At 58.8% G+C, this 26,915-nt stretch carries 21 protein-coding genes and 1 tRNA gene; 11 read left to right on the top strand and 11 right to left on the bottom strand.

Annotated elements, in window-relative coordinates:
- Positions 1-276 precede the first annotated feature (276 nt).
- A complete protein-coding gene (locus VB780_RS26630) occupies positions 277-621 on the top strand; it encodes a DUF1815 family protein (RefSeq protein ID WP_323354218.1) in 345 nt (114 codons plus the stop codon).
- A 128-nt stretch (positions 622-749) separates the two neighbouring features.
- Here VB780_RS26630 and VB780_RS26625 read toward each other — a convergent pair whose 3' ends face one another.
- Positions 750-2,558, bottom strand: coding sequence for an aspartate kinase (locus VB780_RS26625; protein WP_323354217.1), 1,809 nt, complete (start codon positions 2,556-2,558; stop codon positions 750-752).
- A gap of 316 nt (positions 2,559-2,874) precedes the next feature.
- On the opposite strand from VB780_RS26625, the gene VB780_RS26620 reads away from it, so the two are divergent.
- The 4 genes from VB780_RS26620 (at position 2,875) to VB780_RS26605 (ending at position 8,014) form a co-directional block, all read left to right on the top strand.
- Complete coding sequence (locus VB780_RS26620; RefSeq protein ID WP_323354216.1) at positions 2,875-4,269, top strand: NAD(P)/FAD-dependent oxidoreductase; 1,395 nt, start codon at positions 2,875-2,877, stop codon at positions 4,267-4,269.
- A gap of 200 nt (positions 4,270-4,469) precedes the next feature.
- Positions 4,470-4,775: a hypothetical protein gene (locus VB780_RS26615; protein WP_323354215.1), complete on the top strand. Its 306-nt coding sequence runs from the start codon at positions 4,470-4,472 to the stop codon at positions 4,773-4,775.
- Positions 4,776-4,865: 90 nt separating this feature from the next.
- A complete protein-coding gene (locus VB780_RS26610) occupies positions 4,866-5,972 on the top strand; it encodes a hypothetical protein (protein WP_323354214.1) in 1,107 nt (368 codons plus the stop codon).
- A gap of 113 nt (positions 5,973-6,085) precedes the next feature.
- Positions 6,086-8,014 carry an adenylate/guanylate cyclase domain-containing protein gene (locus VB780_RS26605; protein ID WP_323354213.1) on the top strand — a complete coding sequence of 643 codons (1,929 nt, stop codon included), beginning with the start codon at positions 6,086-6,088 and terminating at the stop codon, positions 8,012-8,014.
- A gap of 92 nt (positions 8,015-8,106) precedes the next feature.
- Here VB780_RS26605 and rpe read toward each other — a convergent pair whose 3' ends face one another.
- From rpe to VB780_RS26590, 3 genes are all read right to left on the bottom strand, one after another.
- Entirely contained in the window at positions 8,107-8,817 is a 711-nt protein-coding gene (gene rpe, locus VB780_RS26600) for a ribulose-phosphate 3-epimerase (RefSeq protein WP_323354212.1), read from the bottom strand.
- A gap of 153 nt (positions 8,818-8,970) precedes the next feature.
- Entirely contained in the window at positions 8,971-10,152 is a 1,182-nt protein-coding gene (locus VB780_RS26595; RefSeq protein WP_323354211.1) for an aldo/keto reductase, read from the bottom strand.
- A 309-nt stretch (positions 10,153-10,461) separates the two neighbouring features.
- Positions 10,462-11,628, bottom strand: a complete 1,167-nt coding sequence (locus VB780_RS26590) for a sensor histidine kinase (RefSeq protein WP_323354210.1) — start codon at positions 11,626-11,628, stop codon at positions 10,462-10,464.
- 486 nt (positions 11,629-12,114) lie between these two features.
- Here VB780_RS26590 and VB780_RS26585 point away from each other — a divergent pair, with 486 nt between their 5' ends.
- Entirely contained in the window at positions 12,115-14,769 is a 2,655-nt protein-coding gene (locus tag VB780_RS26585) for a CHAT domain-containing protein (RefSeq protein ID WP_323354209.1), read from the top strand.
- Between the two features lie 332 nt (positions 14,770-15,101).
- Complete coding sequence (locus VB780_RS26580) at positions 15,102-16,427, top strand: HhoA/HhoB/HtrA family serine endopeptidase (RefSeq protein WP_323354208.1); 1,326 nt, start codon at positions 15,102-15,104, stop codon at positions 16,425-16,427.
- Positions 16,428-16,603: 176 nt separating this feature from the next.
- Here VB780_RS26580 and VB780_RS26575 read toward each other — a convergent pair whose 3' ends face one another.
- The 4 genes from VB780_RS26575 to VB780_RS26560 all read right to left on the bottom strand — a co-directional run bounded on the left by VB780_RS26575 (position 16,604) and on the right by VB780_RS26560 (position 20,721).
- The gene (locus tag VB780_RS26575; protein ID WP_323354207.1) at positions 16,604-16,987 is read right to left on the bottom strand and encodes a slr1659 superfamily regulator; all 384 of its coding nucleotides are present in this window, start codon (positions 16,985-16,987) and stop codon (positions 16,604-16,606) included.
- Between the two features lie 85 nt (positions 16,988-17,072).
- Entirely contained in the window at positions 17,073-17,687 is a 615-nt protein-coding gene (locus VB780_RS26570) for a slr1658 superfamily regulator (protein WP_323354206.1), read from the bottom strand.
- A 45-nt stretch (positions 17,688-17,732) separates the two neighbouring features.
- Positions 17,733-18,584, bottom strand: a complete 852-nt coding sequence (locus tag VB780_RS26565) for a diguanylate cyclase (RefSeq protein ID WP_323354205.1) — start codon at positions 18,582-18,584, stop codon at positions 17,733-17,735.
- Between the two features lie 19 nt (positions 18,585-18,603).
- Positions 18,604-20,721 carry a transporter substrate-binding protein gene (locus VB780_RS26560; RefSeq protein WP_323354204.1) on the bottom strand — a complete coding sequence of 706 codons (2,118 nt, stop codon included), beginning with the start codon at positions 20,719-20,721 and terminating at the stop codon, positions 18,604-18,606.
- Positions 20,722-20,961: 240 nt separating this feature from the next.
- Between VB780_RS26560 and VB780_RS26555 the strand changes: the two genes are divergently transcribed.
- Positions 20,962-21,624, top strand: a complete 663-nt coding sequence (locus VB780_RS26555; protein ID WP_323354203.1) for a TIGR04282 family arsenosugar biosynthesis glycosyltransferase — start codon at positions 20,962-20,964, stop codon at positions 21,622-21,624.
- A 23-nt stretch (positions 21,625-21,647) separates the two neighbouring features.
- On the opposite strand, the gene VB780_RS26550 is transcribed toward VB780_RS26555, so the two are convergent.
- The gene (locus VB780_RS26550; protein WP_323354202.1) at positions 21,648-22,157 is read right to left on the bottom strand and encodes a rhodanese-like domain-containing protein; all 510 of its coding nucleotides are present in this window, start codon (positions 22,155-22,157) and stop codon (positions 21,648-21,650) included.
- A 32-nt stretch (positions 22,158-22,189) separates the two neighbouring features.
- Here VB780_RS26550 and VB780_RS26545 point away from each other — a divergent pair, with 32 nt between their 5' ends.
- Positions 22,190-22,885: a DUF547 domain-containing protein gene (locus tag VB780_RS26545; protein WP_323354201.1), complete on the top strand. Its 696-nt coding sequence runs from the start codon at positions 22,190-22,192 to the stop codon at positions 22,883-22,885.
- A gap of 120 nt (positions 22,886-23,005) precedes the next feature.
- On the opposite strand, the gene VB780_RS26540 is transcribed toward VB780_RS26545, so the two are convergent.
- Positions 23,006-23,746, bottom strand: a complete 741-nt coding sequence (locus tag VB780_RS26540; protein WP_323354200.1) for a TIGR04283 family arsenosugar biosynthesis glycosyltransferase — start codon at positions 23,744-23,746, stop codon at positions 23,006-23,008.
- A 217-nt stretch (positions 23,747-23,963) separates the two neighbouring features.
- On the opposite strand from VB780_RS26540, the gene VB780_RS26535 reads away from it, so the two are divergent.
- Positions 23,964-24,036 (top strand) — tRNA-His (locus VB780_RS26535).
- 355 nt (positions 24,037-24,391) lie between these two features.
- Here the strand turns inward: VB780_RS26535 and VB780_RS26530 are convergent.
- Positions 24,392-26,185 (bottom strand): ABC transporter ATP-binding protein, encoded by a 1,794-nt coding sequence (locus VB780_RS26530; RefSeq protein ID WP_323354199.1) that lies wholly within the window; start codon positions 26,183-26,185, stop codon positions 24,392-24,394.
- A 509-nt stretch (positions 26,186-26,694) separates the two neighbouring features.
- Here VB780_RS26530 and VB780_RS26525 point away from each other — a divergent pair.
- Complete coding sequence (locus tag VB780_RS26525; RefSeq protein WP_323354198.1) at positions 26,695-26,889, top strand: heavy-metal-associated domain-containing protein; 195 nt, start codon at positions 26,695-26,697, stop codon at positions 26,887-26,889.
- The last annotated feature ends 26 nt before the right edge of the window (positions 26,890-26,915 follow it).

Here is a 26,915-nt window from a genome sequence, read left to right as displayed (position 1 = left end):
CTTACCCTTTGGTGAATCATAAAAATGGCCTAGATTTCATGCCAGGGTTCCCAGGTTATCAAGTTTTCACAATCCACAAGATGCCTTCAGCGTCTGCATCCCAGGGTTCAGGCCAGCATTTAGTGGCCCAATTCACCCCCCCACAGTAGGCATATTTACTGTGAGATCGTTAAGATAGACGGATTAAAGCATGCAAAAAATGCTCACCACCGGTTAAATCTTAAGAATTAATTAACTTTTAAGCTACAATTTCCATGGGTAACGAGGAGTGTCGTTATGTTTGTCAGACTAGCCGAGCAGCACCGCCAATTTGTTAGAGACCTGGTCATGAACCTGCAAGCCCTGGCCACCGTGCTAGAGGGTATGGGGTATCTGGCCTCCTGCTACACCTGTGGCGGCCAAATGAACAGTGCATCCTTTATGGTGAGCCTGGGCGATGACCACCTGATTCGCTTCCTGGTCTCCGACTATGGCATCACCTGGACTGAGATGCGCGACGATCGCGAATTGATGAAGCTGGAAGGGGCCGAGGCCATTCACCAACTGCAAGAGTTGGCCAACCTGGTGAAGTTCCGCATTCAGCCGACCAGTGCGAAGAAAGGGGTGCATAGCAAGGTCTAGCCTTTCTCGATCTGTGCCGAGCTAAACCTAGCGCTGAAGTAATACCTTCGCCCCCCTTGGGGGACAAGCACCGCTTAACCATCGGTGTTTTTTTAGTTTGGGTTGTAGGACTGGTGGGATGGAGCGGATCAGGCCGGTACAACGGTGCGCTCTAGCCCCGCTAGGCCAAAGGCGTTGTGCACAGCCCGCAGCGCCTTAACGCCCTCCTCTTCGGCCACCAGGCAGCTAATTTTAATCTCTGAGGTGGCAATCATTTGCAGGTTAATGCCCTGCTCTGAGAGCGCCTTGAACATGCGCGCCGCCACCCCAGGGGCGTAGATCATACCGGTGCCGACGACGCTGACCTTGGCGATCGCATCGTCCACCGCCACATCCCCCAAACCCAGCTCGGCGGCGGCAGACTCCACCACGGCCTTGGCGGTCTGGGCATCGCCCTGGGCCACGGTAAAGGCAATGTCGCGGGTGGCCTGGCCATGTACCAGACGGCAGCGCTGCGACTGAATGATCATGTCTACGCTAACCCCGTGGATGGCCAGCAGCTGAAAGATGTGGGCGGCCATCCCGGGGCGATCGGGCACGTGGCGAATGGCCACGCGGGACTGCTTGGTATCCAATGCGGCCCCCCGCACCATAGGAGCCGCATTGGCCAGGGGCGAATCTCCCTGGGGTCTAGGGGACGAGGTGACCTCAAAGGCCTCGCAGAGGACGGCAATGGCGCGATCGCAGTCTTCCACGTCAATGGTGCAGCTAACCTTCACCTCCGAGGTCGAAATCAGCTGAATGTTGATCCCCGCCGCTGCCAGGGACGAAAACATCTTGGCGGCTACCCCAGGCCGACCGATCATGCCCGCCCCGGCAATGCTGATCTTGGCCATGCGGTGATCTACCATTACCTCCGCCTGGGTGGTGTCGGTAGGGTTGCTGCGCAGGGCCGGAGCAATGGCTTCGGCCACCGCCTCGGCCCGGTTGAGGTTCGCTTTGACCATGGTGAAGGCGATGTCGTTGGTGTTGCCCTCATGGATCGACTGGATGATCAAATCGACATTCAGCGCCTGGGTGGCCAGTTCGCCAAACAGCCGGGCGGCAATGCCGGGGCGATCGGGAATCCGCAGCAGGGCCACCTTGGCCTGGTCGGTGTCAAACTCGACGGCATCTACGGGGTGGGCTAGCTCTAGCCCCTCCAGAGGTCGAGGCTGGGGCCGGGGCGAGATCACGCGGGTGCCCGGTTCATCGGTCCAGCTCGATCGCACCACCAGGGTGACGCCGTAGTTGCGGGCAATCTCCACCGCGCGGGGGTGCAGCACCTTGGCCCCTAAGCTGGCCAGCTCCAGCATTTCATCGCTGGTGATCTCTTCCATCAGCTGAGCCTCGGGCACCAGGCGCGGGTCAGTGGTGAGAATGCCGGGCACGTCGGTGTAGATTTCGCATGTCTCAGCCTGGAGCGCCGCCGCCAGAGCCACCGCCGAGGTGTCAGACCCGCCCCGGCCCAGGGTGGTAATTTCTAAATCTGTGGTTTGGCTAATGCCCTGAAACCCAGCCACCACAATCACCTTGCCTTCGTCAATGTGGCGCTGGAGGCGATCGGTTTTAATTTTTAGAATGCGGGCGCGGGTGTGCTCCGCCTCGGTGACAATGCCCACCTGGGCTCCCGTGAGGGAAATGGCATCTTGCCCCAGGGCGTGGAGAGCCATGGTCAGCAGGGCGATCGTGATCTGCTCGCCGGTTGAGAGCAGCATATCCATTTCGCGACGGCTGGGCTGATCGGTAATGTCATTGGCGAGTTTGACCAGGCCGTCGGTGGTTTTACCCATGGCCGACACCACCACCACCACCGAGTTACCGGCCTCGACTGTGGCTTGCACCCGCTGGGCCACCGCCTGAATGCGCTCCACGGTGCCCACGGAGGTGCCGCCATATTTCTGTACGATCAGCGTCATAGCCGTATTTCTTGTCTCCCTGCGATCGCGAGGTCGGCCCCTCTCACCCCGTCGCCGAGGCGCAGAAAAGCTCCCCAAATTTTAGCCCGCTTAGCGCAGCCCAAACGCGACCTTACTCAGAATTGATCGAGTAGAGCTGACAAAAATCAGATCCTTTAGCTTATCAGCTCGATCCCTGCGATCGAAACCCCTTTGCCTCAACTTGTCACAATCTTGGACAGGCTGCATGGAGCTGCGCGGATATAGCACAGCGCACAGTATTTAGCGGTATCCTGCTTTATAACGAAAAGTAACAACCTGCTTCCCTGGTATTGTCATGCAGACTGTCTCACGCTCCGACCAAGCCGCTACGGCCCCAGACGCAGCCCGCGCCGACGCTTCCCCCACCGTTGAGGTGCCGCCCGTTACCCCCGGCAAGCATCAGGTAGTGATTATTGGCGGTGGCTTTGGCGGTCTTTACGCCGCCCAGCAGCTCGGTCGTGCCGATGTGGAAGTGACGCTAATTGACAAGCGCAACTTTCACCTGTTTCAGCCGCTGCTGTACCAGGTGGCTACCGGCGGCCTCTCCCCCGGCGACATTGCCTCTCCCCTGCGCGGCATCCTCAGCGCCCAAAAGAATACCCGAGTGCTAATGGGGGAGGTCACCAATGTTGATCCTGGCCCGCAGGTGGTCAGCCTTGCTGATGGCCGGGTTGTGACCTACGACAGCCTGATTGTGGCCACGGGCATGAGCCACTTTTACTTTGGCCGCGACGACTGGGCCGAGGTGGCCCCCGGCCTCAAAACCGTAGAAGACGCCCTAGAAATGCGGCGGCGCATCTTTGCCGCCTTTGAGAAGGCCGAGAACACCGCTGACCCTGCGCTCCGGCAAACCCTGCTCACCTTCGTGATTGTGGGTGGCGGCCCCACCGGGGTAGAGCTGGCCGGAGCCCTGGCCGAGCTGGCCTTCCACACCCTGCGCAACGACTTTCGCCACATTGACACCACCGACAGCCGCATTCTGCTAGTAGAAGGCATGGATCGGGTGCTGCCCCCATTCCCCGCAGAACTGTCGGCCCGCGCCAACACAGACCTGGAGAAAATGGGTGTCGAGGTGTTGACCCAATCTTTGGTAACGGATATTTCAGGGCACCAGATCACCCTCAAGCAGGGAGGAGAGGTCACCACCCTCCAGGCGGGTACGGTGCTGTGGGCGGCTGGCGTGCGTGACCCCGGCATGGGCGGCATTTTGGCCGAGAGCACTGGCGCTGAGCGCGATCGCTCGGGCCGCGTCATGGTTAACAACGACCTCAGCCTGCCCACCCATCCCAACATCTTTGTGGTAGGAGACCTGGCCCATTTTGCCCACCAGGGAGAGCGCCCCCTGCCGGGAGTGGCCCCGGTTGCTATGCAGGAAGGCAAATACGTAGCCAAACTCATTCAAAAGCAGCTCAAAAACGAAACTCTGCCTCCCTTCGAATACAAAGACACTGGCAGTCTGGCGGTAATCGGTCGCCATGCCGCCGTGGTCAACCTGCCCTGGGCCAAGCTCACCGGCTTTTTTGCCTGGTTTGTGTGGCTGTTTGTGCACATTTTTTACCTGATTGAGTTTGATAACAAGCTCATGGTGATGACCCAGTGGGTGGCCAACTACCTCACCCGCAAGCAGGGCTCACGCCTGATTACCGAGAAAGTGTTTGAAAAGGGCGAGGCCCCCGCCAGCCCTGGCTAGTGGCCAGTGAGGTCAATGAGTAATGCGATTGGGCGCCGGGCGACTTGTCTGGTGCCTTTTTTGCAGCGCCCTGTTCTGAAGGGCCGGGTTGCGGCGGTGCGATCGCCTGTCTAGACTGCTTTGCAGCCAAAAAGGTAGTATCAAAGGCCAACGCTACCGCTTAGCGGCTTTTGCCTGAGGCCAAGCTTATGCGCCCTACCATGCCTATCGATCCCGAAAGCCTGCCCGACTATGAGCGCGATCTGCTGGCGGCCCTGGCCTATTTTTTAGGGCGCGACCCTGAGTCGCAGGCGCGGGCCTGCCTGTGCATGTACCTGCGCCAGGCCGAACCGCGCATTATGGCCCAGTTGCGCTACTACGCCCATCGCCTGTCGGCGCAAACCGGCGAGCCGATGGAGGCCTATGACCTGCTGACGATGATTGCCGAGTCCCCCGATGATGTCAGTGCTCTGTTGCCCCACCTGGGCCAGGTACACGACCCCGACCAGCCTGATGTATTCAGCTAGCGTTTAGGCGGGTTAAGTTTCGCAATTTATGCTGAATTTGGATGGTTGCCTGTGTATAGATCCTATCAAGGCAACTCAGTGGAACTTATGATGGCGTCTTTTTGGTTATTGGGGTTTAGACTACAGCCCAGCACCAGCTGGCGGCGGTTTGCCCGACTTATGGGGGCGGCACTGGTGGGCAGCAGCCTGCTGGCCTTACCAGGGCAGCGAGCCCAGGGCCAGTCAATCTCTGCCGCCACCGTGACTGAAATTTTAGACAGCAACCAGGTCTACATTCAAAACCGCGCTGCCCAGGTCAACAGCGTGGCTCAGCAGCGTCAGCAGGTCAGAACTCAGGATGCCCGAGCATCCCTGCGGTTTAATACTGGGGCCGTCGCCCGCCTGGCCCACAACTCTAGTTTGGTGATTGGGCAGTGTGCCCAAATCAACCGGGGCACGCTGCTGGTCAACGGCAACCTCAACGGCTGTTCGACTTCCACCGTTGCCGGAGTGCGAGGCACAATTTATACCATCGAAGTCACCGAATCTGGGGAGACTATTATTCAGGTTTTTGAGGGGGAAGTGGTGGTGGAGCGCAATGCCAGCCCTGAGCCCGTCGATCCGATGGCCGACGACTTTGATCCCCTAGACCCTACCCTAGACCCGGCGGTGCCTACGACCGACCCGGTAGTCCCCTTCGTCCATCCGATGGAGCCATCTAGGCCGCCGATTGATCCAGCGCCGGTAGGCCCCTCTGACCCTTTGATCCCTGACCCTGTAACCCCTGATCCTGTAACCCCTGCCCCCACCGGGCCAACTACACCGACTGGGCCAGTTACTGGACCCCTCGGTTTTCTCACCGCACCGAAGCAAAACAGCGCTTCACCGGTTGACGACGAAGACTCTAAACCCGCTTTGCCGACTGACGAGACCCAGGCAGAAACCGTAGACTTTGCGCCAGAGGATTCTATTACCCTGGCGGAGGGGCAGCAGGCGATCGTCGATGCCGAGGCCGACGAAGCGGTGATTTCGCCCCTGAGCCCTGAGGATTTTATCGATCTGCTGGAAGGCCCGCTGATTGACGGTTTTGCGGTAGAAATACCCGGCATGGCTAACCTGCGCCGCTCCTTTGAGCAGCTGTTTCCGGGGGTGCCGTTGCCCTACTACTGGTTGCCCTCCATTCCCAGCCCGCCGATCCGCTTTCCCTTCCCGTTCTAGGAGAGGCTTCTAGCATGGGAGCCTATAGTTGGGGAACTGTGAGTATGGTCAGGCTCGTCGGGCTCTGTGGCCGCGTTGCGCGGCCAGCGTTTGCGTCTTAGGAAACGGTTGCCATGGTGAGATCCTATCGGCGTATTTTTCGGCTGGGGCACGGGTTGATGGTGAGCTGGGCCGTGTTTGGCGCGATCGCCCTCACCTCCCAGCACCCGTGGATTGTGCTGATTGAGGGCCAGGCCCAGTCGTTTTTGCTGCGCCTGCGGGGGCCGGTGACACCCCCAGAAGAAATCGTCATTCTGGGGATTGACGAGTACTCGCTCACCCAGGGCGATCTATACCGGGCTGACCCAGAGCGCTACCCCTTTTTGGCCCCGTTGGGAATCTGGCCCTGGCAGCGCAGCGCCTACGCCCAGGCCATTGAGCGGCTGATGGCCGCTGGGGCCAAGGCGGTAGCCGTTGACGTGCTGCTGGTAGACCCTAGCGGCTACGGCCCCGACGACGATGCAGCGCTGGCAGACACCCTGGCCCGGTGGGGCGATCGCGTCACCCTGGCCGCCGCCTACGATGTGTCGAGTAGCGACTTTGGCCTGTTTACCAACCTGCTAGCACCCGTCTACGACAACCGGGCGGGCCTGATCAATCTAGAGGTCGATACCGACGGCAAGTATCGCGCCTTTCCCGACCGGGGCATTGAGAACCTGCGCCAGGCCCACAGCTTTGGGGATGATTTGCCATCTCTGGCGGCGGACACCCTGGCCGCCGCTGGCTACCCCAGCCCCAGCCGCCAGAGTGAAGAAATCTTTTTTTACGGCCCGGCGGGTAGCTTTCCAGTAGTGTCGTTTGTGCAGGTGCTCGACCCCGACAACTGGCCCCTGATTGCCGATCAGTTTAAAGACAAAATTGTGCTGATTGGCCCCATGGCCGAGTCGTTTCAAGACCGCAAGCGCACCCCCATCGACGGAGCCATGCCGGGGGTCGAAATTCATGCCCACGCCCTGGCCGCCCTGATGGAAGGGCGCACCGTCAACCCTGCGATCGCCAACCCCCTAGCCCAGGGACTGCTGACGGCGATCGCCATTGGGGCTATCGGCCTCGGCCTTGGCTACCGCTTCACTCAGCCGGTACCTCGGCTGGTGGGTTTTTTGGGCGCGATCGCCGCCTGGGGAGCGCTGGCCTACCTGCTGATGGTGCACCGCGATCGCCTCATGCCCGTGGCCATCCCCGTCGCCTGTTTGGGCATGGGCGGCGTCACCTACATTGCCACCGGGGCCGTCAGCAATCGGCTCGAAGAGCAGCGCCTGCGCCGCACCCTAGAGCGCTACGTCGCCCCCTCGGTGGCCCAAGAAATTCTCAGCCAGCCCGAAGACTTTACCAGCCTCACCGTGGGGCAAAAGTTTCAGGCGGCGGTGTTGTTTTCAGACATTCGCGGGTTTAGCCGCATTTCGTACCAGCTGGGGGCGATCGAAACCGTCAGCCTGCTCAACACCTACCTGGATGTGATGGTGGACGCCATTCTGGAGTACCGGGGCACCATCGACAAATTCATTGGCGATGCGGTGATGGCCGAATTTGGTGCGCCCAAATCCCTCGGGCCAGAGCAGGATGCCCTCGGGGCCGTCTCCGCCGCCCTGGCCATGCGAGAGGCGCTAGCCACTCTACGCATTACTCTCAAAGAAAAAGGACTGCCGCCGCTCTACAACGGTATTGGCATCAGCTACGGTGAATTGGTGGTGGGCAATGTGGGGTCGGTGCAGCGGCTAGAGTACACCGCCATTGGCGACACCGTAAACGTCGCCAGCCGCATTGAGGGGTTGACCAAGATGGTCGGCACCGATCTTTTAATTACCCAGCCCTGCTACGACCTGGTGAAAGACCACATTGTCAGCGTTGACCACGGCACTCACGTATTAGCCGGGCGCGAGCACGAAGCGGTGCAGGTGTATGGCGTAGTCAGCCTCAAGGGTGAGAGTGATGGGCTGTACCACCAGGTGCAGAAAGACCTGGGCCGCCACCTGGGTCAGTTTCCCCGCACGTCAAAAAGCTAAAAGGGATGAGTCAGCTCTAACGCTCAACTCATCCCTTTTTCAAAGCCGACTCCAGGAGAGACAGCCGCTGTTAGCGGTCACCGTTATTCTGTCTAAACGACGGCCAGCTCGGGGGCGGGGCTCTTGCTGTGGCGAATGCCTTCGATCGCAGCGGCATAGTCGGGCGCGTTAAACACCGCCGAACCCGCCACGATCGCGTTGGCTCCAGCCTCCAGCACTTGCCAGGTGTTGTTCACCTTGAGGCCACCGTCTACTTCGATCCAGGGGTTGAGGCCACGCTCGTCGCACATAGTGCGCAGGGCACGCACCTTATCTACCATGGTGGGAATAAAGCTCTGACCGCCAAAGCCGGGGTTGACGCTCATGATCAGCACCAGGTCGCAGAGGTCGAGCACGTTCTCGATCAGCGACAGCGGGGTGCCGGGGTTGAGCACCACGCCCGCCTCTTTGCCTAGTTCTTTGATTTGGCCCAGGGTGCGGTGCAGGTGGGGCGAGGCGTTGTGCTCGCAATGCACAGTGATAATGTCAGCGCCAGCTTTGGCAAAGTCGGCCACGTACTTCTCAGGCTCGACAATCATTAGGTGAACATCGAGGGGCTTTTGGGTAACGGGGCGAATGGCATCGACAATCAGGGGGCCAATGGTAATGTTGGGCACAAAGCGACCATCCATCACGTCAACGTGAATCCAGTCGGCACCGGCCTCGTCAACGGCTTTGATTTCTTCGCCCAGGCGGCTGAAGTCTGCCGATAAAATTGACGGGGAGATCACGACAGAATTTTTGTTGGAAGAAGTATGCGGCATGGTGAATGGTTCTCCTGTGCGTTTGTGACCATCGTAACAAAGTCTTAAAATCACTTCTCACAAATGTTCAGGAATCGCTGCAATTCCCTATCAATATATGGTGAAGCCCTGGGATCACGTAGCACGGTAGGGTGGGCAGTGCCTACAATTCAACTACGCATTCGACAGTCGCGCCATCGTCTGCCCGGCCAGCCTGTCGTGGGTCTCGGCCAGCAGGTGGGGAATTTTCTCGGCGTGGGGGCTGCGGCGCAGGCATTCAGATAGATTCACCTGGCTCAGGTTCTCGGCTTTTTCGCCGGGGAACCAGTGGCCCGCGTTGCCCAGCATGTTGTAGCGGGCCTTGGCGTAGTCTTCCATGTCAAAGGCTAGCAGCAGGTTGCGCAGCCGCAAAATGGCGGGGATGTTGATGTGGCCGGGGGTTTCGTCCGGGCTGGGCAGGCCCAGTTGCCAGGTGCGCAGCCAGTCTTCGCCCAGCATGGTTTGGGCGTGGTGGTGCAGGCGATCGCACACGGGTTTGAGGTGTGCGTCAGCATCCGCCAGCAGGGGCAGGGTCTTGAGGTGCTCGTCAAAGTCGGTGGGGCGGGCTGCGCCAATGCTGAGGGTGTGCACCTGGGGATGACTGAGGCAAAACAGATCGTTAAACACCATGGGGCTGAGGGGATCGCACAACTGCACCAGCTTGGCGGGAGGATTGTACAGGTGGCCCCCTTTATCGGATGGGCTGATGATAAAGACGCCGACATCGTGGCGCTGGGCAGTGGCGATCGCCGCCCAATTATCTTGATTGACGTAGTACCAGTGCAGGTTGACGTAGTCGAACTGGTCGGATGCGATCGCCCGCTGAATCACCGCCGTCGGCGCGTGGGTCGAAAAGCCAATGAACCGCACCCGCCCCTGTCGCTGAAACTCGCGGGCCACCTCCATACAGCCGCCGGGGCGCAGAGCCCAGTCTAAAATATCGGCAGTATTGATGCCGTGGAGGCCGAGCAGATCCACCGTGTCAAGTTTTAGGTTATCGAGGGACTGGGTCAGGTTTTGGCGAAATTTGTCTGGGTCTTCGGTGGGGGAGACTTTGGTTTGCACGATTAGGCTAGAGCGGTCTAACTTGGGCAAGATCTGCCCCAGCTGCACCTCGGAAGTGCCGTAGCCCCGCGCGGTTTCGATGTGGTTGATGCCCACGTCCAGGGCGCGGCGAATGGTGGCCTCTAGGTTTTCTTGGTTTTTCTGGGGAACGTCCTCTAAGGGCACATCTTTCCAGGAGTGTTGGTACCGCATGCCGCCGCAGGAGAAGACGGGCATCTGAAGCTCGGTACGACCAAAGCGTCGGTACTTCATAGGGGGTGAGGTCTCAAAAGGGCTTATCCATCACGGTAAGCAAGGGATTGCTGGTTGTAAAGGTTGGCATGGCGCAATGCGTCGTCGAGTCAGCAACGGGCGATGCAGACGATTGTTAGCTTGTGGCTAAAGCATATGGTAAAGCCCGATAGTCTTGAAGCTGTAACTCAGGAGATTCGCCAGGAAGCGGCTGTAAATGGTTTGACTGCCGCTGTTTTAGACGATCTGCTGGGCGATGACTAATCTCAGGTTGGTGCTGGTCAAAGAAGGCAATGGAAATAGCTAAGGCGGTGCAGCCGGCAGGGCACTCTACCCTGGCTGACGATCGCCCTCAACTGGGCACGATCGCGGCAGGTAAACGGTAAAAGTCGTGCCTGTCTGCGCCGTCGAGGCGACCTCTACCGTGCCCCCGTGGGCGACAACGACCTCACGCACGATGTACAACCCCAGACCAACGCTGCCCGGAGCCCGCTGCGCTTTTGTTTCTGACGTGGTGTGGCACATGAGCGGATCAAAGACTGTGGCCAGCATTTCTGGCGGAATCGGCGACCCTTCGTTGTGCACGCTCAAGACCACGGTTGAGCTGCCTGAAGTGACGGATAGCTCGATCGGCCCCTCGGGTGCCCCGTGCTGAATGGCGTTGCCCATCAGGTTAGAGACGACCTGGCCGAGTCGGGCCGCATCCCAGGTGCCGATGAGATCGCCGTCTGGGTGAAAGCGCAGATTGCGCTGCGGGTGGGCCAGGCAGAACCCCTCGAAGACTTTGCGACAGAGTTTTTCTAGATCGACCGGGCCGCACGTCAGCGGCATTGCGCTGCCCAGCCCCGTCGAGGCGAAGTCGGTCAGGTCGCGGATCAACTGCATGATCGCCTGCGTGTTTGTCTCGATCACCGACAGCGCTTTGGCAGAGCTCGGGTTTTCGGCTGTGGTGCGCGAGACCAGTTGGGCGGCCATGCTGATGCAGTTGAGCGGGTTGCGCAGGTCATGGCCGAGAATCGCCAGGAACATGCGGCGCGACTGATCGACACGATTGGTGTAACTGCCGATGGCGACGGCGAGCGATTGATCAATCGACTCGTTGAAGCGGGTGATGTCATCGATGTCGTCGATGTCGAAGTGCGGGTGGCTCTTGCGCCACAGGCGGAGCACGCTGGCGCGCAGGGCGCGGTATTCGGAGGCGACTTCCATGATGTCAAAGCCTGAGCCCACGCGCTCTGCGCCGTGCATTGCTGAGGCGTGGTCGAGGCGGTCGCTTTCGTCGCTGCTAACGCCGCCGTTGCCTTTGGACTTGCTCACCTGCTGGGCGGGGCTTTGGCCGACCTGCATGTCGCGCGCGGTCGTTCGCAATATTGCCCCGGCGTCGTCCCGCAGGGCGGGCTTGGTCATATTCGACCCAGGCTCAAGGCTGCGGGCAAACGTTTCCCATTCCACAAGAATGGGCTCAACGTTTCCGAGGATGAATTCTGCCAGTCGCATCGATTTTTTCGTTGAGAACGCCTTAGAACAGGAAGACGATCTTCCAGGAGCGGGTGAAAAAATCGGCCCAATACCTCTTTGGGGGTGATTAGGCGAAAATACATCAGCCCAACGGCACCTAGAGGATGATCAAGTAGAAAAATTCACAATGACTATAACTGCAACTACCTCAGAGGCACAATGCCCCTAAGGCAGAGACTGTTGCTAACAGCCGCGATCGCACCAATACGCTCATTCGCTAAGCCTTTCAGCAGAATGATGCTGTGCATAGAAGCCGGTTAGGTATCGCAGCGCCGCATCGGCTGGCAGCACCTAGCAAAACAGCCTGCCAGCAGTGAAACCTAGCCAGCAGTGAAACCTAACAGTGTGATTAAGCATTGTGCCTGTCCCAAAACCCTTCTGGTACGCTAAGCGGTAATTGTTGGGCCTTACTTCAGCGGAGCCTGAGCCAAAAGTCTGTATCAAAATTCAACAGGGGTGTGTTTGATGTTGAGCCTTATGCGTCGCCCTTTGCGGAGTCTTCTGAGCATTCTTTTCTTGGCCAGTCTGACCCTTACTTTGTGGGGTGGTCACGGGCTGCTGCTGGGTGGAATATCTGCTGAAGCAGTGACCCCCGCTCAGCTGGTGCAAGAAGGGGTGACTCTTTACCAGGCTGGCGATTACCAGAGCGCCGTCGATCGCTGGCAAACGGCCTTGCAAACCTTCCCTACTGATACTGAAGTAGCCGATCGCACCCTAGTCTACGAAAACTTGGCGCGGGCCTACCAGCAGCTGGGGCAACCCTCAGCGGCCCTAGAGGCTTGGGCTACTGCCATCGACCTTCACCGCCGAGGTGGCAACACCATGCAGGTCGGGCGATCGCTGACCGAGCAGGCTCAGGTGCATTTAAGTCTGGGGCAGCATCGCCGTGCCATTGCCCTGCTGTGTTTACCTAAAGCTGAGATCTCTGTTGACGATTGTGAACCCAGCTCGGCCTTGCCGATCGCGCTTGCTGCCAAGGATACCCTAGGCCAAGCTGCCGCCCTGGGCAGCTTGGGTGAGGCCTATCGCCTTCAGGGTGACTATGCAGAAGCCCAGGCATTTTTAGAGCAGGGGCTAGCTTTAACCCAAGCGGCTGGGTATAGCCAGTTTGAAGTACCGATGCAAAATAGCCTAGGCAGTATTTCGAGTCGCCAGGCTCAAGTCGAATTTCGGCGCGCAGAGGGAGTCCGCGATATTGGGCTGGACGATAAAGTATTTGTAGAAGAAGCACAGGGCTACGAAGCCACAGCCCAGCAGCAGTTTGAGCAGGCTCTAGAAATCGCCCAGCGGCAGTCAAACCTGTCGGGAGAGTTCCAGACTCGGCTCAATCTGCTTCCCCTTTACCGCCGTCAGGAGAATACGGCGGCGATCTCGGCCACGCGCGATCGCCTAGGCGCATTGATTGATCAATTGCCCCCTAGCCGCGAAGCATCCTACGGCGCGATCGCCCTAGGGCGGTCGTACCAGCCGCTGGGTAAAGCGTTCGGTTGCGTATCCTCAGATAGTGAGACTGAGTCTCAAAAATGGCTGAAGCGGGGCGCTGCGATCGCCACTCAAATCAATGACCAGCGGGCTGAGTCATTTGCGCTAGGCGAGCTAGGCCATCTAGCCGAGTGTCAAAGTGACTTTGGTCAGGCTCTCAGCTTGACTCAACAGGCTCAAATAGCCGCTACTCAAGACTTAGATTCTGCTGACAGTCTTTATCTGTGGCAGTGGCAAGCCGGACGCATTTATCGCCAGCAGGGGCAATCCGACAGGGCGCTGGCAACGTACAACCAGGCGGTGGCCACCCTCGACTCTATTCGCACCGAGATTCTCACTGCAAATCAGGATGTGCAGTTCGACTTTCGCGATACCGTAGACCCGATTTATCGCGAGCTAATTGAGCTACAGCTGGCTGGGGTGCCCGACTCACAACGGGTCGCCACTAAGCAATTGCCTGAGCAGCCGGAAGCGTCTTCTCCCTTAGAAGCGGCTCTGGTAACGGCTGATGCCCTACGGCTTGCAGAACTGCAAAACTACTTCGGCAATGACTGCATTCTGAGTCCTGTTGTGCAGGCGCGGGTTGATCTGCTAGCCGAGAGCACTGGTACGGCTGTGATCAGCTCGGTGATTTTTCCCGATCGCACCGCTCTGATTGCTAACATCCCAGATCAGCCATCTCGGCTCGTCTGGATCGATAACACCCAGCAGTTACAAACCACAATCATTGAGTTTCGCAAGGGACTCGAAGACAGGGCTACTGAGCCCTACGACACCACCCTGGCTGAGCAGCTTTATGCTCAGATAATTGCGCCGCTGGAAGCCAATCTTCAGAGTGCAGGCATCAATACACTAGTCTTCATTCACGATGGCTTTTTGCGCAGTGTGCCGATGGCGACCCTGCACGACGGTAGCCAGTTTTTGATTGAGAAGTATGCGATCGCCACAACACCAGCGCTTACCCTGACCGCTCCCACAGGTTTACGGCCCGAAAATCTACAAGCACTGGTTTTAGGCAGCAGCCAGCGACTTGTGGTCGATGAAACTACGTTTCGCGCCCTGCCCTCAGTACCCGATGAAATTAAGCTAGTGGTTGAGGCATTGCCAGGCAGCCAAGTGTTTTTGGATGCTGAGTTCAGCCAGAGACAGCTTCAGCAGGCTTTGCAAACGAGTGACTACCCAATTTTGCACTTGGCTACCCATGGGCTGTTTAGCCCTGACCCCAAAGACAATTTCATCATTACAGGCCAGGGCGAAAAGGTTACTTTTGGCCAGTTAGAATCGTTTATCCGGGTAGGCAACCCTAACAAACAGCAAATTGATCTGGTCATGCTGACCGCTTGTGAAACCGCCATTGGAGATAATCGCGCCACCCTAGGTTTAGCCGGGGTAGCCATTCGGGCTGGAGCGAGGAGTGCGATCGCATCCCTCTGGCAAGCCGATGACCAAACTACAGCGCAAATTACTGGAGACTTCTATCGCTTTTTGAGAGATCCAACCTTGAATAAGGCTCAGGCGCTTCAGCAAGCCCAGATTCAGGCTATTCGAGGCAGAAGCGGCGGCGAAAATGACAAGAGTAACGAAGGCACAATTCCCTCCAAGTGGGCGCCTTTAGTCTTGGTAGGCAACTGGCTTTGAGCAGCACTTTTGAAAGGCTGCTTTTCAGCTACGATTTGCTCAATGGGCGTTCGGGGGTTGCTGACTCAAGGCATGAACCGAACGCTGTAGGTCTTACGGACTCGTTCAAAATTCTGCGCAATCATACCGCCATGCCACAATGCCTAGACCAGGGCGACTGCCGCCGTCAGTGCATCCCTGGGCAAGGCCCGAATGGCGATGGCGACGAGCCCTAAATCGTCACAGTCAAAGCGGCCAAAGTGTCACAGCTTCGCCATGGCCCCGCCACCCCCCTGCCATACCATATCTCTATTGTTATAAACATCATGCGAGACATAAACGAGGTAACAGCAATGGATAAGGACGGTTCTGGGCGTATTTCTGAGCCTGTTTCTGGACGAGGGTCTGGGCGCAGCGTGCGGCCCGCCGCCAAGTCGTTGGCCCTAGTGCTTTTAGGGGCAGGAGTTGCCACTGCTGGCGGCCAGGCTATCAGCGCCCTGGTGCAGCCCTCGGCCACCAGCCAGCCGACCACCACCGATGTATTCTGGGACAACGGCTTCTGGAACAGTGGCGATCAGGAATCTCCTGCACCGGCCCCTAAGGCTCAAGAGAGCCAGCCCCAGAACAGCGGTACTCAGGGTGATCTGGCGATCGCGCCCTCGGTCTCCAACCCCAATGTGATTGCCGACATCGTGCGTCAGGTAGAGCCCTCAGTGGTTCGCATCGATGCGGCTCGCACGGTGCAGACCAGTGTGCCGCCCATGTTCCAAGACCCGGCCTTCCGGCGGTTCTTTGGCAACATGCAGGTGCCCCAGGGGCAGCAGGTGCAGCGGGGCGTGGGCTCGGGCTTTATTACCTCTGCCGACGGGCAAATTATTACCAATGCCCACGTGGTCGCCGGGGCCGACGAAGTGCAGGTGACTCTGACCGACGGTCGCAGCTTTACCGGCGAGGTGCTGGGGGCCGACGAGGTGACTGACGTAGCGGTGATCAAAATTGAGGCCGACGACCTGCCCACCGTGGCCATCAGCGACTCTGACCAGCTACAGCCTGGGGAATGGGCGATCGCCATTGGCAACCCCCTGGGCCTCGACAGCACCGTGACCGCTGGCATCATCAGCGCCACTGGTCGTTCTAGCCGCGAGGTGGGGGTACCCGACAAGCGGGTTGATTTTATTCAAACCGACGCCGCCATTAACCCCGGCAACTCCGGTGGCCCCTTGCTCAACCTCAACGGCGAGGTGATTGGCGTCAACACCGCCATTATCCAGGGGGCGCAGGGCATTGGCTTTGCGATTCCGATGAATACCGTGCAGCGCATCAGCGCCCAGCTGATCGAAACTGGCCGGGTCGATCATGCCTACCTGGGCATTCAGATGGCGAATCTGTCGCCCGAGGTGAAGGAAAACATCAACAATAGCCCCGACCGGCCCTTCTCTGTGGAGGAGGAAGAGGGGGTGCTGATTGTGCAGGTGATGCCCAACTCCCCAGCGGCCCGAGGTGGTCTGCGCGCTGGTGACGTAATTGTGGCCGTCGAAGGTCAGCCGGTGAAAGAAAGCGCCGCTGTCCAGCAGGCGGTCGAGGGTTCGACCGTGGGGCAAGACCTGGCCGTCACCCTGCGCCGCGACGGTCGCGAGCAAACTATTTCGGTGCGCCCTGGCAACGTGCCGACCCGCTAATGCATCTACCCGGTTCCCCCCGTCTGGCGGAACTGATGCATCAAGGCGCGGCCTCGGTCGCGCTTTTTTTGTGGGTATAGCTGGTGAATTTTGGGTTAGAGCAGCCTAAGATGTCAGGCTTCAAGCCCGTCGAGCCTTTTTTCGGCTTCGCTCTTCTATTTTCGTTCTTTTGCTAATCAGGGCAATGGGTCAGCGCTGGCCTGGGGCCGCAGCATTTCGATGGTGAGGTCGGGCATGAGGCGTTTGAGGTTTTTGAGCGATCGCGTCTGCCAGAGAATGGCCTCCGAGCCGCGAAAGCTGAGCCGGGTGGTGCCGCGATCGCGCACTTTGACTACAAACATCGACAGCATGCTAATGCCCGAGCTATTCAAAAACTCCAGCTGATGCAGGTCAACGATGCATTGGTCGCCCTCAATGGCTGCCATGAGTAAATCCATCACGGGTTGGTAGGCTTCAATGCCGTCTAGCCGCAGAAAGCCTTCAAAGAACACGGTAGACCGGTCGGCCTGGTAGTACACGCGGTAGTCTTCGGTTTCAATCATGGTTGAGTCAGACATCATGGCATCGGGCGTGGTGGTGGGGGTAAGGGGGCAAGCAACGGTTAAAGCGGGCGATCGCCTAACCCTAAACTAGGGCGGTAGAAGATCAAAAGGTTGCCTTCAGGCTGAGGTAGGCCTGCACATTGACTTCAATAACGTCTTGGTGCAAAACGGGCGGCCTAAATCCCCAGCCAAATTCCACACCGTAGTCGCACATCATCGTCAAAAAGCCCATGTGCGATTCTCCCTGGCCCGTGGCCGCTTTTTCGAGCTGTTGAGAAAACACAGCATCGATGTCGCTGGCGGTGAGAATATCTTGAATAAACCCTTTAAATTGTTCGGCAGCCAGGGTTTCGACCAAATTTATCGACTGAAATACAATAAAATCTTCGTACAAAAATAGCGAAATACTAATCGGGTCTGGGGTGCGATCGGTGTGATACTTGATCGCATTTTCGAGCAGCTCGTTGGCAATATAGCTAATGGCAGACTTCACCGTTTCGCGCTGCATTAAATCCTCAGAAGACCCGGCTTTGTGGGGGCTGCCAGGGAAGAAGGTGGCAAAGTAATCCCCCAGAAAATCTGCCGAAAGACCGTAGTTGCGCCACCGCTGCTGGCGTGCCGATGCCGAAGGCGAAAAGCAAATCGTGAGGTACTCTTTGCTGTTCTCTAAGCAGTCTACGAAACGGCCAAACTGGTTGGAGTTAGAAGTAGAGATCATAGAGTCAATAACTGGCAATAAAAATTTTGGGAATCCCGTTAAAAACTAGAGACTGGCCGCGAAAATTTGGTTTTTACCCATGCGCTTGGCCTGGTAGAGCTGTTCATCGGCCCGTTGAAGTAGGTCAGCGGCGCTGATCTGGGCCTGGGGAATGGTGCTAGCCACGCCAATGCTAACGGTCACCACCGGGGCCACGGTGGAATGCTGGTGCGGAATCCGCAGCCCTAAGACTTCCCGCTGAATGCGCTGGGCTACCACCTGGGCCTTGGCCAGGGTAGTACGGGGCAAAACGGCCACAAACTCCTCCCCCCCGTAGCGGGCGACCAGATCGCTGCTGTGGTGCAGACAGTGGCGCAGCACCGTGGCCACCTGCACCAGGCAGGTGTCGCCGGACAGGTGGCCGTAGGTGTCGTTGTAGATCTTAAAGGCATCGAGGTCGCACAGAATCAACGCCAGCGATTCTTGCTCATGGATCATCACCTGCCACTGCTGCTCCAGGTATTCGTCAAACCGCCGTCGGTTAGGAATTTGGGTGAGACCGTCGATGTCGGCCCGCACCATGGCGGCGCAAAACTTCTGGTGCCACTGGGTGTCGAGGGTATCGCCGTGCTCCATGATGGTGTGCATGATGATTTCGAGATCGGCTTTCTGCCGCGAGATCAGGTCGATTAGGGTTTTGAGTGTGGCCTCGGCCCGCAGACGCTCAACCATTTCGGCCTGAAGCCGCTGGTTGGTCTGGTGCAGGTTGGCCTCGATCAAATCCCCGTGCTCAGCCGTGTTAGTGAGGGCAATGCGCAGGTCGGCGTTTTCCTGACGCAGGCGCTGATTTTCTCGACGCAAAGGGTCGAGGCTGGCATGTGGGTCGGCATCGGGGGGGATATCGGTGGGACGAGTCATGGGGACAATGATAGTAGGGTTAAACGCGACGCTTGACCACGACCAGGGTGAGGTCATCAAAAATAGTGTGGTCTTGAATGTGCGATCGCAGGTCATCCATCACAGCGGCCTGAATCGCCTCGGCAGAACTTTCCCAGGCTCGCTGCACGGCGGTCATGAGGCGATCGAGGCCGTAGAGTTCGCGCTGGCTGTTTTCGGCTTCGGTAATGCCGTCGGTGTAGAGTACCACCCCGTCGCCGACGGCCAGGTCAACGGTGTGCTGGGCCACAAAGGGGGCAATGTCGTCGATCAGACCGACGGGGTAGCCCAGATCGACGGTGTCAATGCGCTCTACGGTACCGCTGGCCCGCACTACAACCACCTCTTCATGCTGTCCGGTCAGGGTGAGGGTGCCCTGGTGGTAGTCCACCAGCGCCAGGGAGAGATGGCGGTGAGACCCCATCCGCAGTCGGTTTTGGTAGAGCACCTCGTTGATGGCCTGAAACGCCTGAACGGGGGCGATCGCGCCCTGGGGCTGGCCCAGGGCATGGAGGGTGCGCACGGCGGTCTGCGCCATAATCATCAGCACACCGCTCTCTAGGCCGTGGCCGGTGACGTCGCCTATGGCCAGGGTAGTGTGTGCGCCCTCTGGCGATTCCCTAGTGAGCAGGTCGTAGTAGTCGCCTCCTACTTCGGCGGCGGCCTCTACAAAAGCGGCGATCTCTAAATCGGCGATCGCGGCCAGTTCCTCGGGGCGGGGCAGCACCATCTGCTGAATCTGGCGGGCCACCGATAGCTCGGCGCTCATGCGGATGTTGTCGGCCTGTAGAGCCTGGTTGAGGGAGGTGATTTCGGCGTTGGCGGCGCGTAGCGCAACCTCGGCCTGCTGCCGCTGACCCACCTCCTGGCGCAGCTGGGCGAGCACCTGCTCCAGCCGCCGCGACTGCTGCTCTAGTTCCCAGCTCGACTGGACGCAGTCCGACACTTCCCCAAGCATTTCAACCACCACTGTCGCCGCTGGGAAGGTTTGGTTTTCCATCCCTAGCCAGGGCAAAGGGCGAATTGGCCCAGGGCTGGAATAGACAATGCGAAACTGGCCATCGGTCTGCACTTGGCCCACATGGCACCGCTTTTGCACATGGTGGTTGGGCTCGCAGTACAGGGTGCCGCTGGGAGCTTCCCAGCGCTGGTGGTAGGCCGCCTGGCGTACGGCGTTGGTGGCGGTGGTTTGGGCGGCTGTGACGGCGGCCCGCCACAGATAGACCTGGGCATAGGCCGCCTCGATAGAGTCGCTGGTCACGCCACCAACGCCGTGCTCACCAGCCGCTCTGGTACCGGGGTTCCCACTGTGCTGCTTAAACCGCTCTACAAACGCCCGATTGGCGGGGGTCTCCAGGCTTTGAAAATAGCTCCAGCAGGCGTAGTGCCCGGCGGCTACTGAGCCCATGTTCTGAAGCTCTAGCTCGCCAATGCTGACGGTTAAGATCGGCAGGCGATCGGCGGTCAGGCCCAGAGCCTGGCACTGGGTGTAGAAGGGCAGATTGCTCGGCCCGTTGAGGGTGTTAAACACCGCATCGGGCTGGGCCATGGCAATGGTCTTGGCCAGATCGCTGAAGTCGGTGGCCCCCAGGGGAACGTAGGCCTCGCCCACCACCGCACCCTGGCGGTGCTTGAGCTGCCCCCTAATGATCTTATGGGTAATGCGCGGAAACAGGTGGTCAGAGCCAATTAAAAATAGGTGGCGCTTGCCCTGGGCCAGCAGCCAGTCGAGGGCGGGTTCGACCTGCTGGTTGAGACAAGAGCCGGTGTAAAACACCCAGGGCGACTGCTCTAACCCTTCGTAGTGAACGGGATACCACAGCAGCCGATTGTGGGCCGCGAGTACCGGCAGCAAGGCCTTGCGGCTCATAGAAGTCCAGCAGCCAAAGAGAGTCGCTACCGAGTCTACGGCCAGCAGCTGCTGGGCAGCCTGCGCAAATTGTCCTGGCTCTGAGGCTCCGTCTGCGACCACTGGCTCTAGGGGACGGCCCAGCACACCGCCAGCCTGATTGATTTCGTCGATGGCCATCAGCGCAGCCGCCACCAGGGGCGCTTCGCTGGCGGCCATGGCCCCGGTGGTGGAGTGGAGAACACCGACCCGAATCGGAGAATTTGCCATGGATAGATTGGCTCAGGTATGGCTAAGCAGCCTTAAACAGCAGTTGGTCAAGCCATGGAATCCATGATGCGTTCCCCATTTCGCAATAGGGTACCCAAGCGGTGGGCCAAACCTGCGATTGGTTTTTAGAAAATGGAAAGTTGTTGACGCGCTGTCATTGCCCTCGATCGCCCCAGATTGTCTGCCGGAGTAGCCCTGACCCATGATAGAAATCATAGATACCGTAAGGGCAGGTTTGCAATGGATCGATTACAGGCCAGCGCTCGGAAGATGCCTGAGGCCAAACCCTTCGGACTGCTGATGTTTACCCGCTACCCCGAGCCGAGGCGCACTAAAACGCGCCTTATTCCCCATCTGGGAGCCGAGGGGGCGGCGACTCTCCAGCGCCAGATGACTGAGCATGTGCTAACCCAGGTGACTGCGGCAGCCCAGCGCTTACCCTTGGCGGTGGAGGTGCATTTTGCCGGGGGTGGTGTGGATCAAATGCAGAACTGGCTGGGCGATACGGTCACCTATGTTGCACAGAGTGCGGGTGACCTGGGCGATCGCCTGATCGCCGCCTTCAGCCAAAGTTTTGCTCTGGGCAGGCCGGGGGCGATCGCCATCGGCAGCGACTGCCCCGCCCTGGGTGCCGATCATCTGGCCAGTGCTCTCCAGGCACTAGAGCGGGTCGATGTGGCGATCGGCCCGGCCACCGACGGCGGTTACTACTTAATTGGGCTGCGCCAGCTAGAGCCCGCCCTATTTCAAGCCATCGACTGGGGCACTGAACGGGTGCTGGAGCAAACCCTGGCGGTAGCCACCGCCCAGGGGCTCACCGTGGAACTGCTGGCCCCCCTCACCGATGTGGACAATCCCGAAGACCTGCCCCAGTGGGAGCGCATTGTCGGCGGGAATTGCTAGGAAACGCCGTTGTCGATGGGCGGCTAGCCGTCAGTTCCTTTGCGTAGGGGAGCGGCTAGCCCAGGCTTGAGCAGCCTTCCCCAAAGCGGGCTGTAGGGGTGCACCTGAGCCTGGGGCTGACCCTGGCCTACCAGCGATCGCCCCTGATTGGCCCACTGAAAGATCGACCCCGCCAGGTTATAGACCTCGCTGTAGCCCAACCCCTGCAGCTGAGCCACCAGCCGAGCCGAACGGTAGCCCACCGAGCAGTAGGCCACCAGAGGCCGATCGCGGTCTAGCTCCAGGGCCAGCGCCGCCTCTAGATTGGCGGCGCGGTGGGCCTCTGGCAGGTGGCTAACGGCAAACTCGTCGTCTCGGCGCACATCGAGCAGAATAGGGGAAGGTGCGTTGCCCTGGCTCAACCAATCGGCAAGCTGCTGAGTCGTCAGGGTTGGCACTTCGGGGAACGCCCGCTGTACCCAGCGGTCTACGGCCCACCAGGCTAGGGCCCGCAAGGGCCGGAGCGGCACCCCAGGGTTTGGTATTGGGGACATAGGCATTACGCGCCAGGCGCAGGAGATGAACCATGCTGAATTTTACCCCCTGGAATACGCTGCTCCAGACCTATGTGGATGACCAGGGCCGAGTTGACTACGCCCGCTGGCAGCGCGAGGCCATCCCTGACTTAGACGCCTGGCTGGCCTCGCTGCCCACTAGCCGCGATGGTATGGCCCCCGAAGAGTCTTTGGCTCTGCTGATTAACCTCTACAACGCCCTTGCCATTCAGCAGGTGCTGATGCGCTACCCCATCGACTCAATTTTGCCGAAGGTGCTGGGGGTACCGAACTGGCTGGCCTTCTGGCGATTTTTTAGCCGCTCTCTCCACCATCTGGATGGCCAACCTACCAGCCTCAACGGCATTGAGCACGGCACCCTGCGACCCCAGTTCAAAGAGCCGCGCATTCACTTTGCCCTGGTGTGCGCCGCAGGAGGATGCCCAATTCTGCGCAACGAGGCCTACTGGCCTGACATTGTTGAAGCCCAGCTCGAAACCGATGCCCACCGATTCATCCACAACCCCGACAAGGTGCGCTACGACAGCGAAACTGGGGTGCTCTATTGCAGCAAGATTTTTAAGTGGTACGGCGAAGATTTTTTGCGGGTTGCCCCCTCGGTGCCCGACTACATCGGCACCTACCTAAGCCCGAGTTCCCCCTTATCAGCGCTGACCAAAATTCGCTACCTAACCTACGACTGGAGCCTGAACGATCAATCCGTTTGACAATCGGTGGCTGAGCGGAGTCGAAGCCACCGACTGTCGCCCTTGTAATGGAAGGGGCTATAGGGCAAGACCCACAGAATTTCTGCCGAGGGGGAGCTAGCGATCGCTTTGGCGATCGCCCTATCGCACCTCTTCATAAAATCGCTTCAGAGTAGTGGCGGGCACCCCTAGGCCCCACAGCACTCCGATCATTAAATAGATGGCGTTGGCCTTTAGGGTTCCCAACGCCGCCACTCGCCGGTCGGAGGATTGAACCACTCGGCTGAGCTGGTGCAGGCGGCCCCGGCGGCACAGCTTGAGGCACAGGTCAGCTTCTTCCATAATCGGCAGAGCTGGGTCGAAACCGCCGCAGGCCAGAAAATCGACCCGGCGGCAGAACATCACCTGGTCGCCAAACAGCAGGCGCAGCCCCCGCACAAACAGATGGGGCCGAAACAGCAGCGGTGCGTAGTAGGTTTTAAGGGCGTTGTGCAGCGAGATGCCCCAGCGAGTTTTTCTTGGCCCGGCCATGAGGGAGATAAACCCACCGCCAGACACCGCCGGGTTGGCTAGGGTGCTTTCTATAACTCGCACCAGGTCGTCGGGCACCAGGGTGTCGGCATGGAGAAAGCACAGCAGGTCGCCCTGGGCGGCGATCGCCCCCTGGTTCATCTGCACCGATCGCCCCGGTGCGGGGGCCTGAAGCACCTTCAATGGTAGGCGATCGGCCCAGGCGCGGGCGATCGCCTGGGTGCGATCGCCGCTGCCCCCATCCACCAGCACAATCTCGCGCGGGGGCGGGTTCAGACCCTGCAACACGTTGAGGGTGCGACTCAGCCAGGCCGCCTCATTCCAGGTGGGGATGATGATTGATACCGCCATAGCAAACCCCTTAGATAGGTAACCGCACTACGCGGCATCACTTTGCCGCCTGGCGGCGAAATGGATATTCCCGAATGGTGGAATCACAGTCTAGCGATCGCGGCCCCAGGTAGGCCTTAGTCTAAGGAACACCGGCCCCGAGAGCCGCCAAAACAAAAATTGCCCCAGGCGTGGCAATGGGTGAAGTATCGATGCTATATTAGTTATCGCGATTATGGCGGGTGTAGCCAAGTGGTTAAGGCAGTGGATTGTGATTCCACCATTCGTGGGTTCGAGCCCCATCATCCGCCCTGTTGTACGGTGACACTTTAATTGTCATTGGGGACACATGGATGTCACCAGCGACAGATTAGGGGCATTGAGACACATTGATGCCGCTAAAGTGGCAGTGACCGAATGAATATCCTCTAAGGGCGATCGCGCCTACTACCGAGTTGCCAGTCTGACTTTATAACGGCACCGACTGCACCATGATTGCCCCAGAGACAGCGAACCAAATCCTAGCGTCCCTGCAATACCTGGAATAGCTTTAGGGCTGCTGTTCGAGTTCGGCAGGGCGAATGGCATGGAGCCTCTGGATCGACTACGCCTACGCCCCTATAGATTGGCCTTTTGGGAATTGGGGTATACGATTCCAATTTGGGATCAGACGTAGGATTTCTCCGCTGTTGTCGCAGGCTTGATCTGAGATTCTAAAATCGCGCCGTAAAGCGAGCTATTGGCCATCAAATATTCATGGGTGCCCTGGGCTACTAGCCGTCCCTTATCCATCAGCAGAATGCGATCAGCGGTGCGCACGGTGCTGATGCGCTGGGCCACCACAAAGGCAGTGCAGGTGCGGCGGCGCATCAGGTCGTCGAGGGCGGTTTGGATCTGGGCGGCGGTTTGGGCATCGACAGCGGAGGTGCTGTCGTCAAGAATCAACACCTTGTAGTCGGTCAGCAGGGTGCGGGCGATCGCAATCCTCTGCTTTTGCCCGCCCGATAGCCCTACCCCCCGCTCGCCCACTAGGGTGTCGTAGCCGTCGGGCAGGGTCATGACAAAATCGTGAATCTGGGCAGCTTTGGCCACTTCAATCACCTGGTCGAGGGTGGCCTCAGCCTTGGAGTAGGTAATGTTAGAAAAAATGGTGCCCGAGAACAGGGTTGTCTCTTGGAAGACGGTGCTAATGTGCGATCGCAGACTCTCCAACGTGAAGTCGCGCACGTCCCGCCCGTCGATGCGCACCGCCCCAGCGGTGACATCGTAAAAGCGCGGAATCAGGTTCGTGACTGTGCTCTTGCCTGAGCCAGTCATACCTAAAATGGCGATCAGCTCGTTGGGCTTGGTCTCAAAGGAAATGCCGTTGAGGGCCGGGGTGGTGGCACCGGGGTAGCGGAAGGACACGTTCTCAAAGGTGATGCGGCCGCCGCAGGTGGTAAAGGGGATGGCGTTGGGGCGATCGCGAATTTCGACCGCCGCATCGAGCACCTCGTAGACCCGTTCTGCGGAAGACGAGGCCTGGGCGATCGCCGGGGCGGCAAAGCCAATCAGCAAAATCGGCTGCAAAATCAGCAGCAGGTAGGCGTTAAACGCCACCAGTTCCCCCACCGAAAACTGCTCATTAATCACCGCCGCGCCGCCGTAGCCAACCACCACCACAATTACCAGGTTGCTGACCAAAAAGATGTAGGGAAAGGTGTTGCGAATCGCCCGAATGGTCTTCATGTTGGCGGCCACCAGCTCATTGTTGAGCTGGGTGTAGCGATCGCGCTCTACCTCCTCCCGCACAAAGGCCTTAACCACCCGCACCCCCAGCAAATTCTCCTGCAAAACTCCGTTGAGGTCGCTGAGCTGCTCTTGCACCTGGCGAAATAGCAGGTTGTTTTGGCTAAAAAACCGCGCCATCAGCCACCCCGCCAGGGGCACCACGGTCAGGCTAATCAGCGCCAGCCGCCAATTCATGATGAGAAGAATGGCCGCAATGACCACCAGTGTCACTACGCCGCTAATCACCTGAATCAGGCTAGTGCTGAGGAAGGTGCGCACCTGCTCAATGTCACTGGTGACGCGGGTAAGCAACTGCGAGGTCTGAGCCTGGTCGTGATAGCTAAAGCTCAGCGTCTGAATCTTGCTAAAAATGCGGTTGCGCAGGTCATAGACCACGCTCTGCGACATGGCCTCGGCGCAGAAGCTCTGGCCAAAGTTAAACAGGCCTCGGGCCAGGGCGGCAAGTACTAACCCCACCCCACTTTGCAGTACCACCGTCAGATTATTTTCGGCAATGCCCTGGTCGATGGCCCAGCGAAACAGCTGCGGCGTCGCCGCGTAGGCCGCCACCAGCAGCAGGGCGCTGGACAGAGCCCCCAACGTGAGCCAGGGATGGGCGCGCAGACTATTCAATACCCGCGGCAGCGGCTGTCGCGCAGACATGTCTTGGGGCTGAGAGACCTGGACCAATCGCCTGCTCCTAATCACACCCCAGCATTCTAGACGGTGCTCCAGTCTGCCGGTTAACTATCGCCATCGGTTCAGCAGCGCCCAGTCAGTCGCCGCTAAGCTCTCCTCTGAGCGTTTGAACGCCCCAACGTTTGGACGTTTTCTAGGGGTCCTAACTATCTACCCTAAAGGGCTATAGCTATAGCTTAGGAGTTTTCTGAGAAAGAAAATACCCCCAGGTAGGGGCGCAGCCTGCGCCCTTGAGAAGCATCAAAATTCTCGGGTGTTTTCATTACTAGAATCGTCCTTAGACACCCTTTGGCAAGCCGGTTCGCAATAAAAGAACGAAAAATTCGGCGTTGCTGATTCCAGGTATGAACCGATTTCCGTAGGTATTGGAACCTCGTCCAATTTTTTGCAGAATCATACCGCTATTCAGCAACGCCAAAAATTCTATATCGATCCCCCTTGACTCTCTAGTTCACTAGAGCCTCCAAGATAGACCTAACCACCATTTCAAGGGTCTATCCATGACGCTTTCTCTAACCGTTGCCAATCTCGCCTGTTCTGCCTGCGTTGGGACTGTCACCCAAGCCATTCAGTCCGTCGATGCCATGGCCCAGGTCACCGCCGACCCTAAAACTAAAGCGGTCACCATCGACACCGACGCCCCCGAATCATCGATCAAAGCTGCCATCACTGGCGCAGGCTACACCGTGGCCTAGGCCCAGTATCCCACCCCCCATTCAAT

Source organism: Leptolyngbya sp. CCNP1308, assembly GCF_034932455.1.
Classification (GTDB): domain Bacteria; phylum Cyanobacteriota; class Cyanobacteriia; order Phormidesmidales; family Phormidesmidaceae; genus Nodosilinea.
The sequence above is the reverse complement of the archived record's forward strand: the minus strand, read 5'-3'. Positions and strand labels throughout refer to the sequence as shown.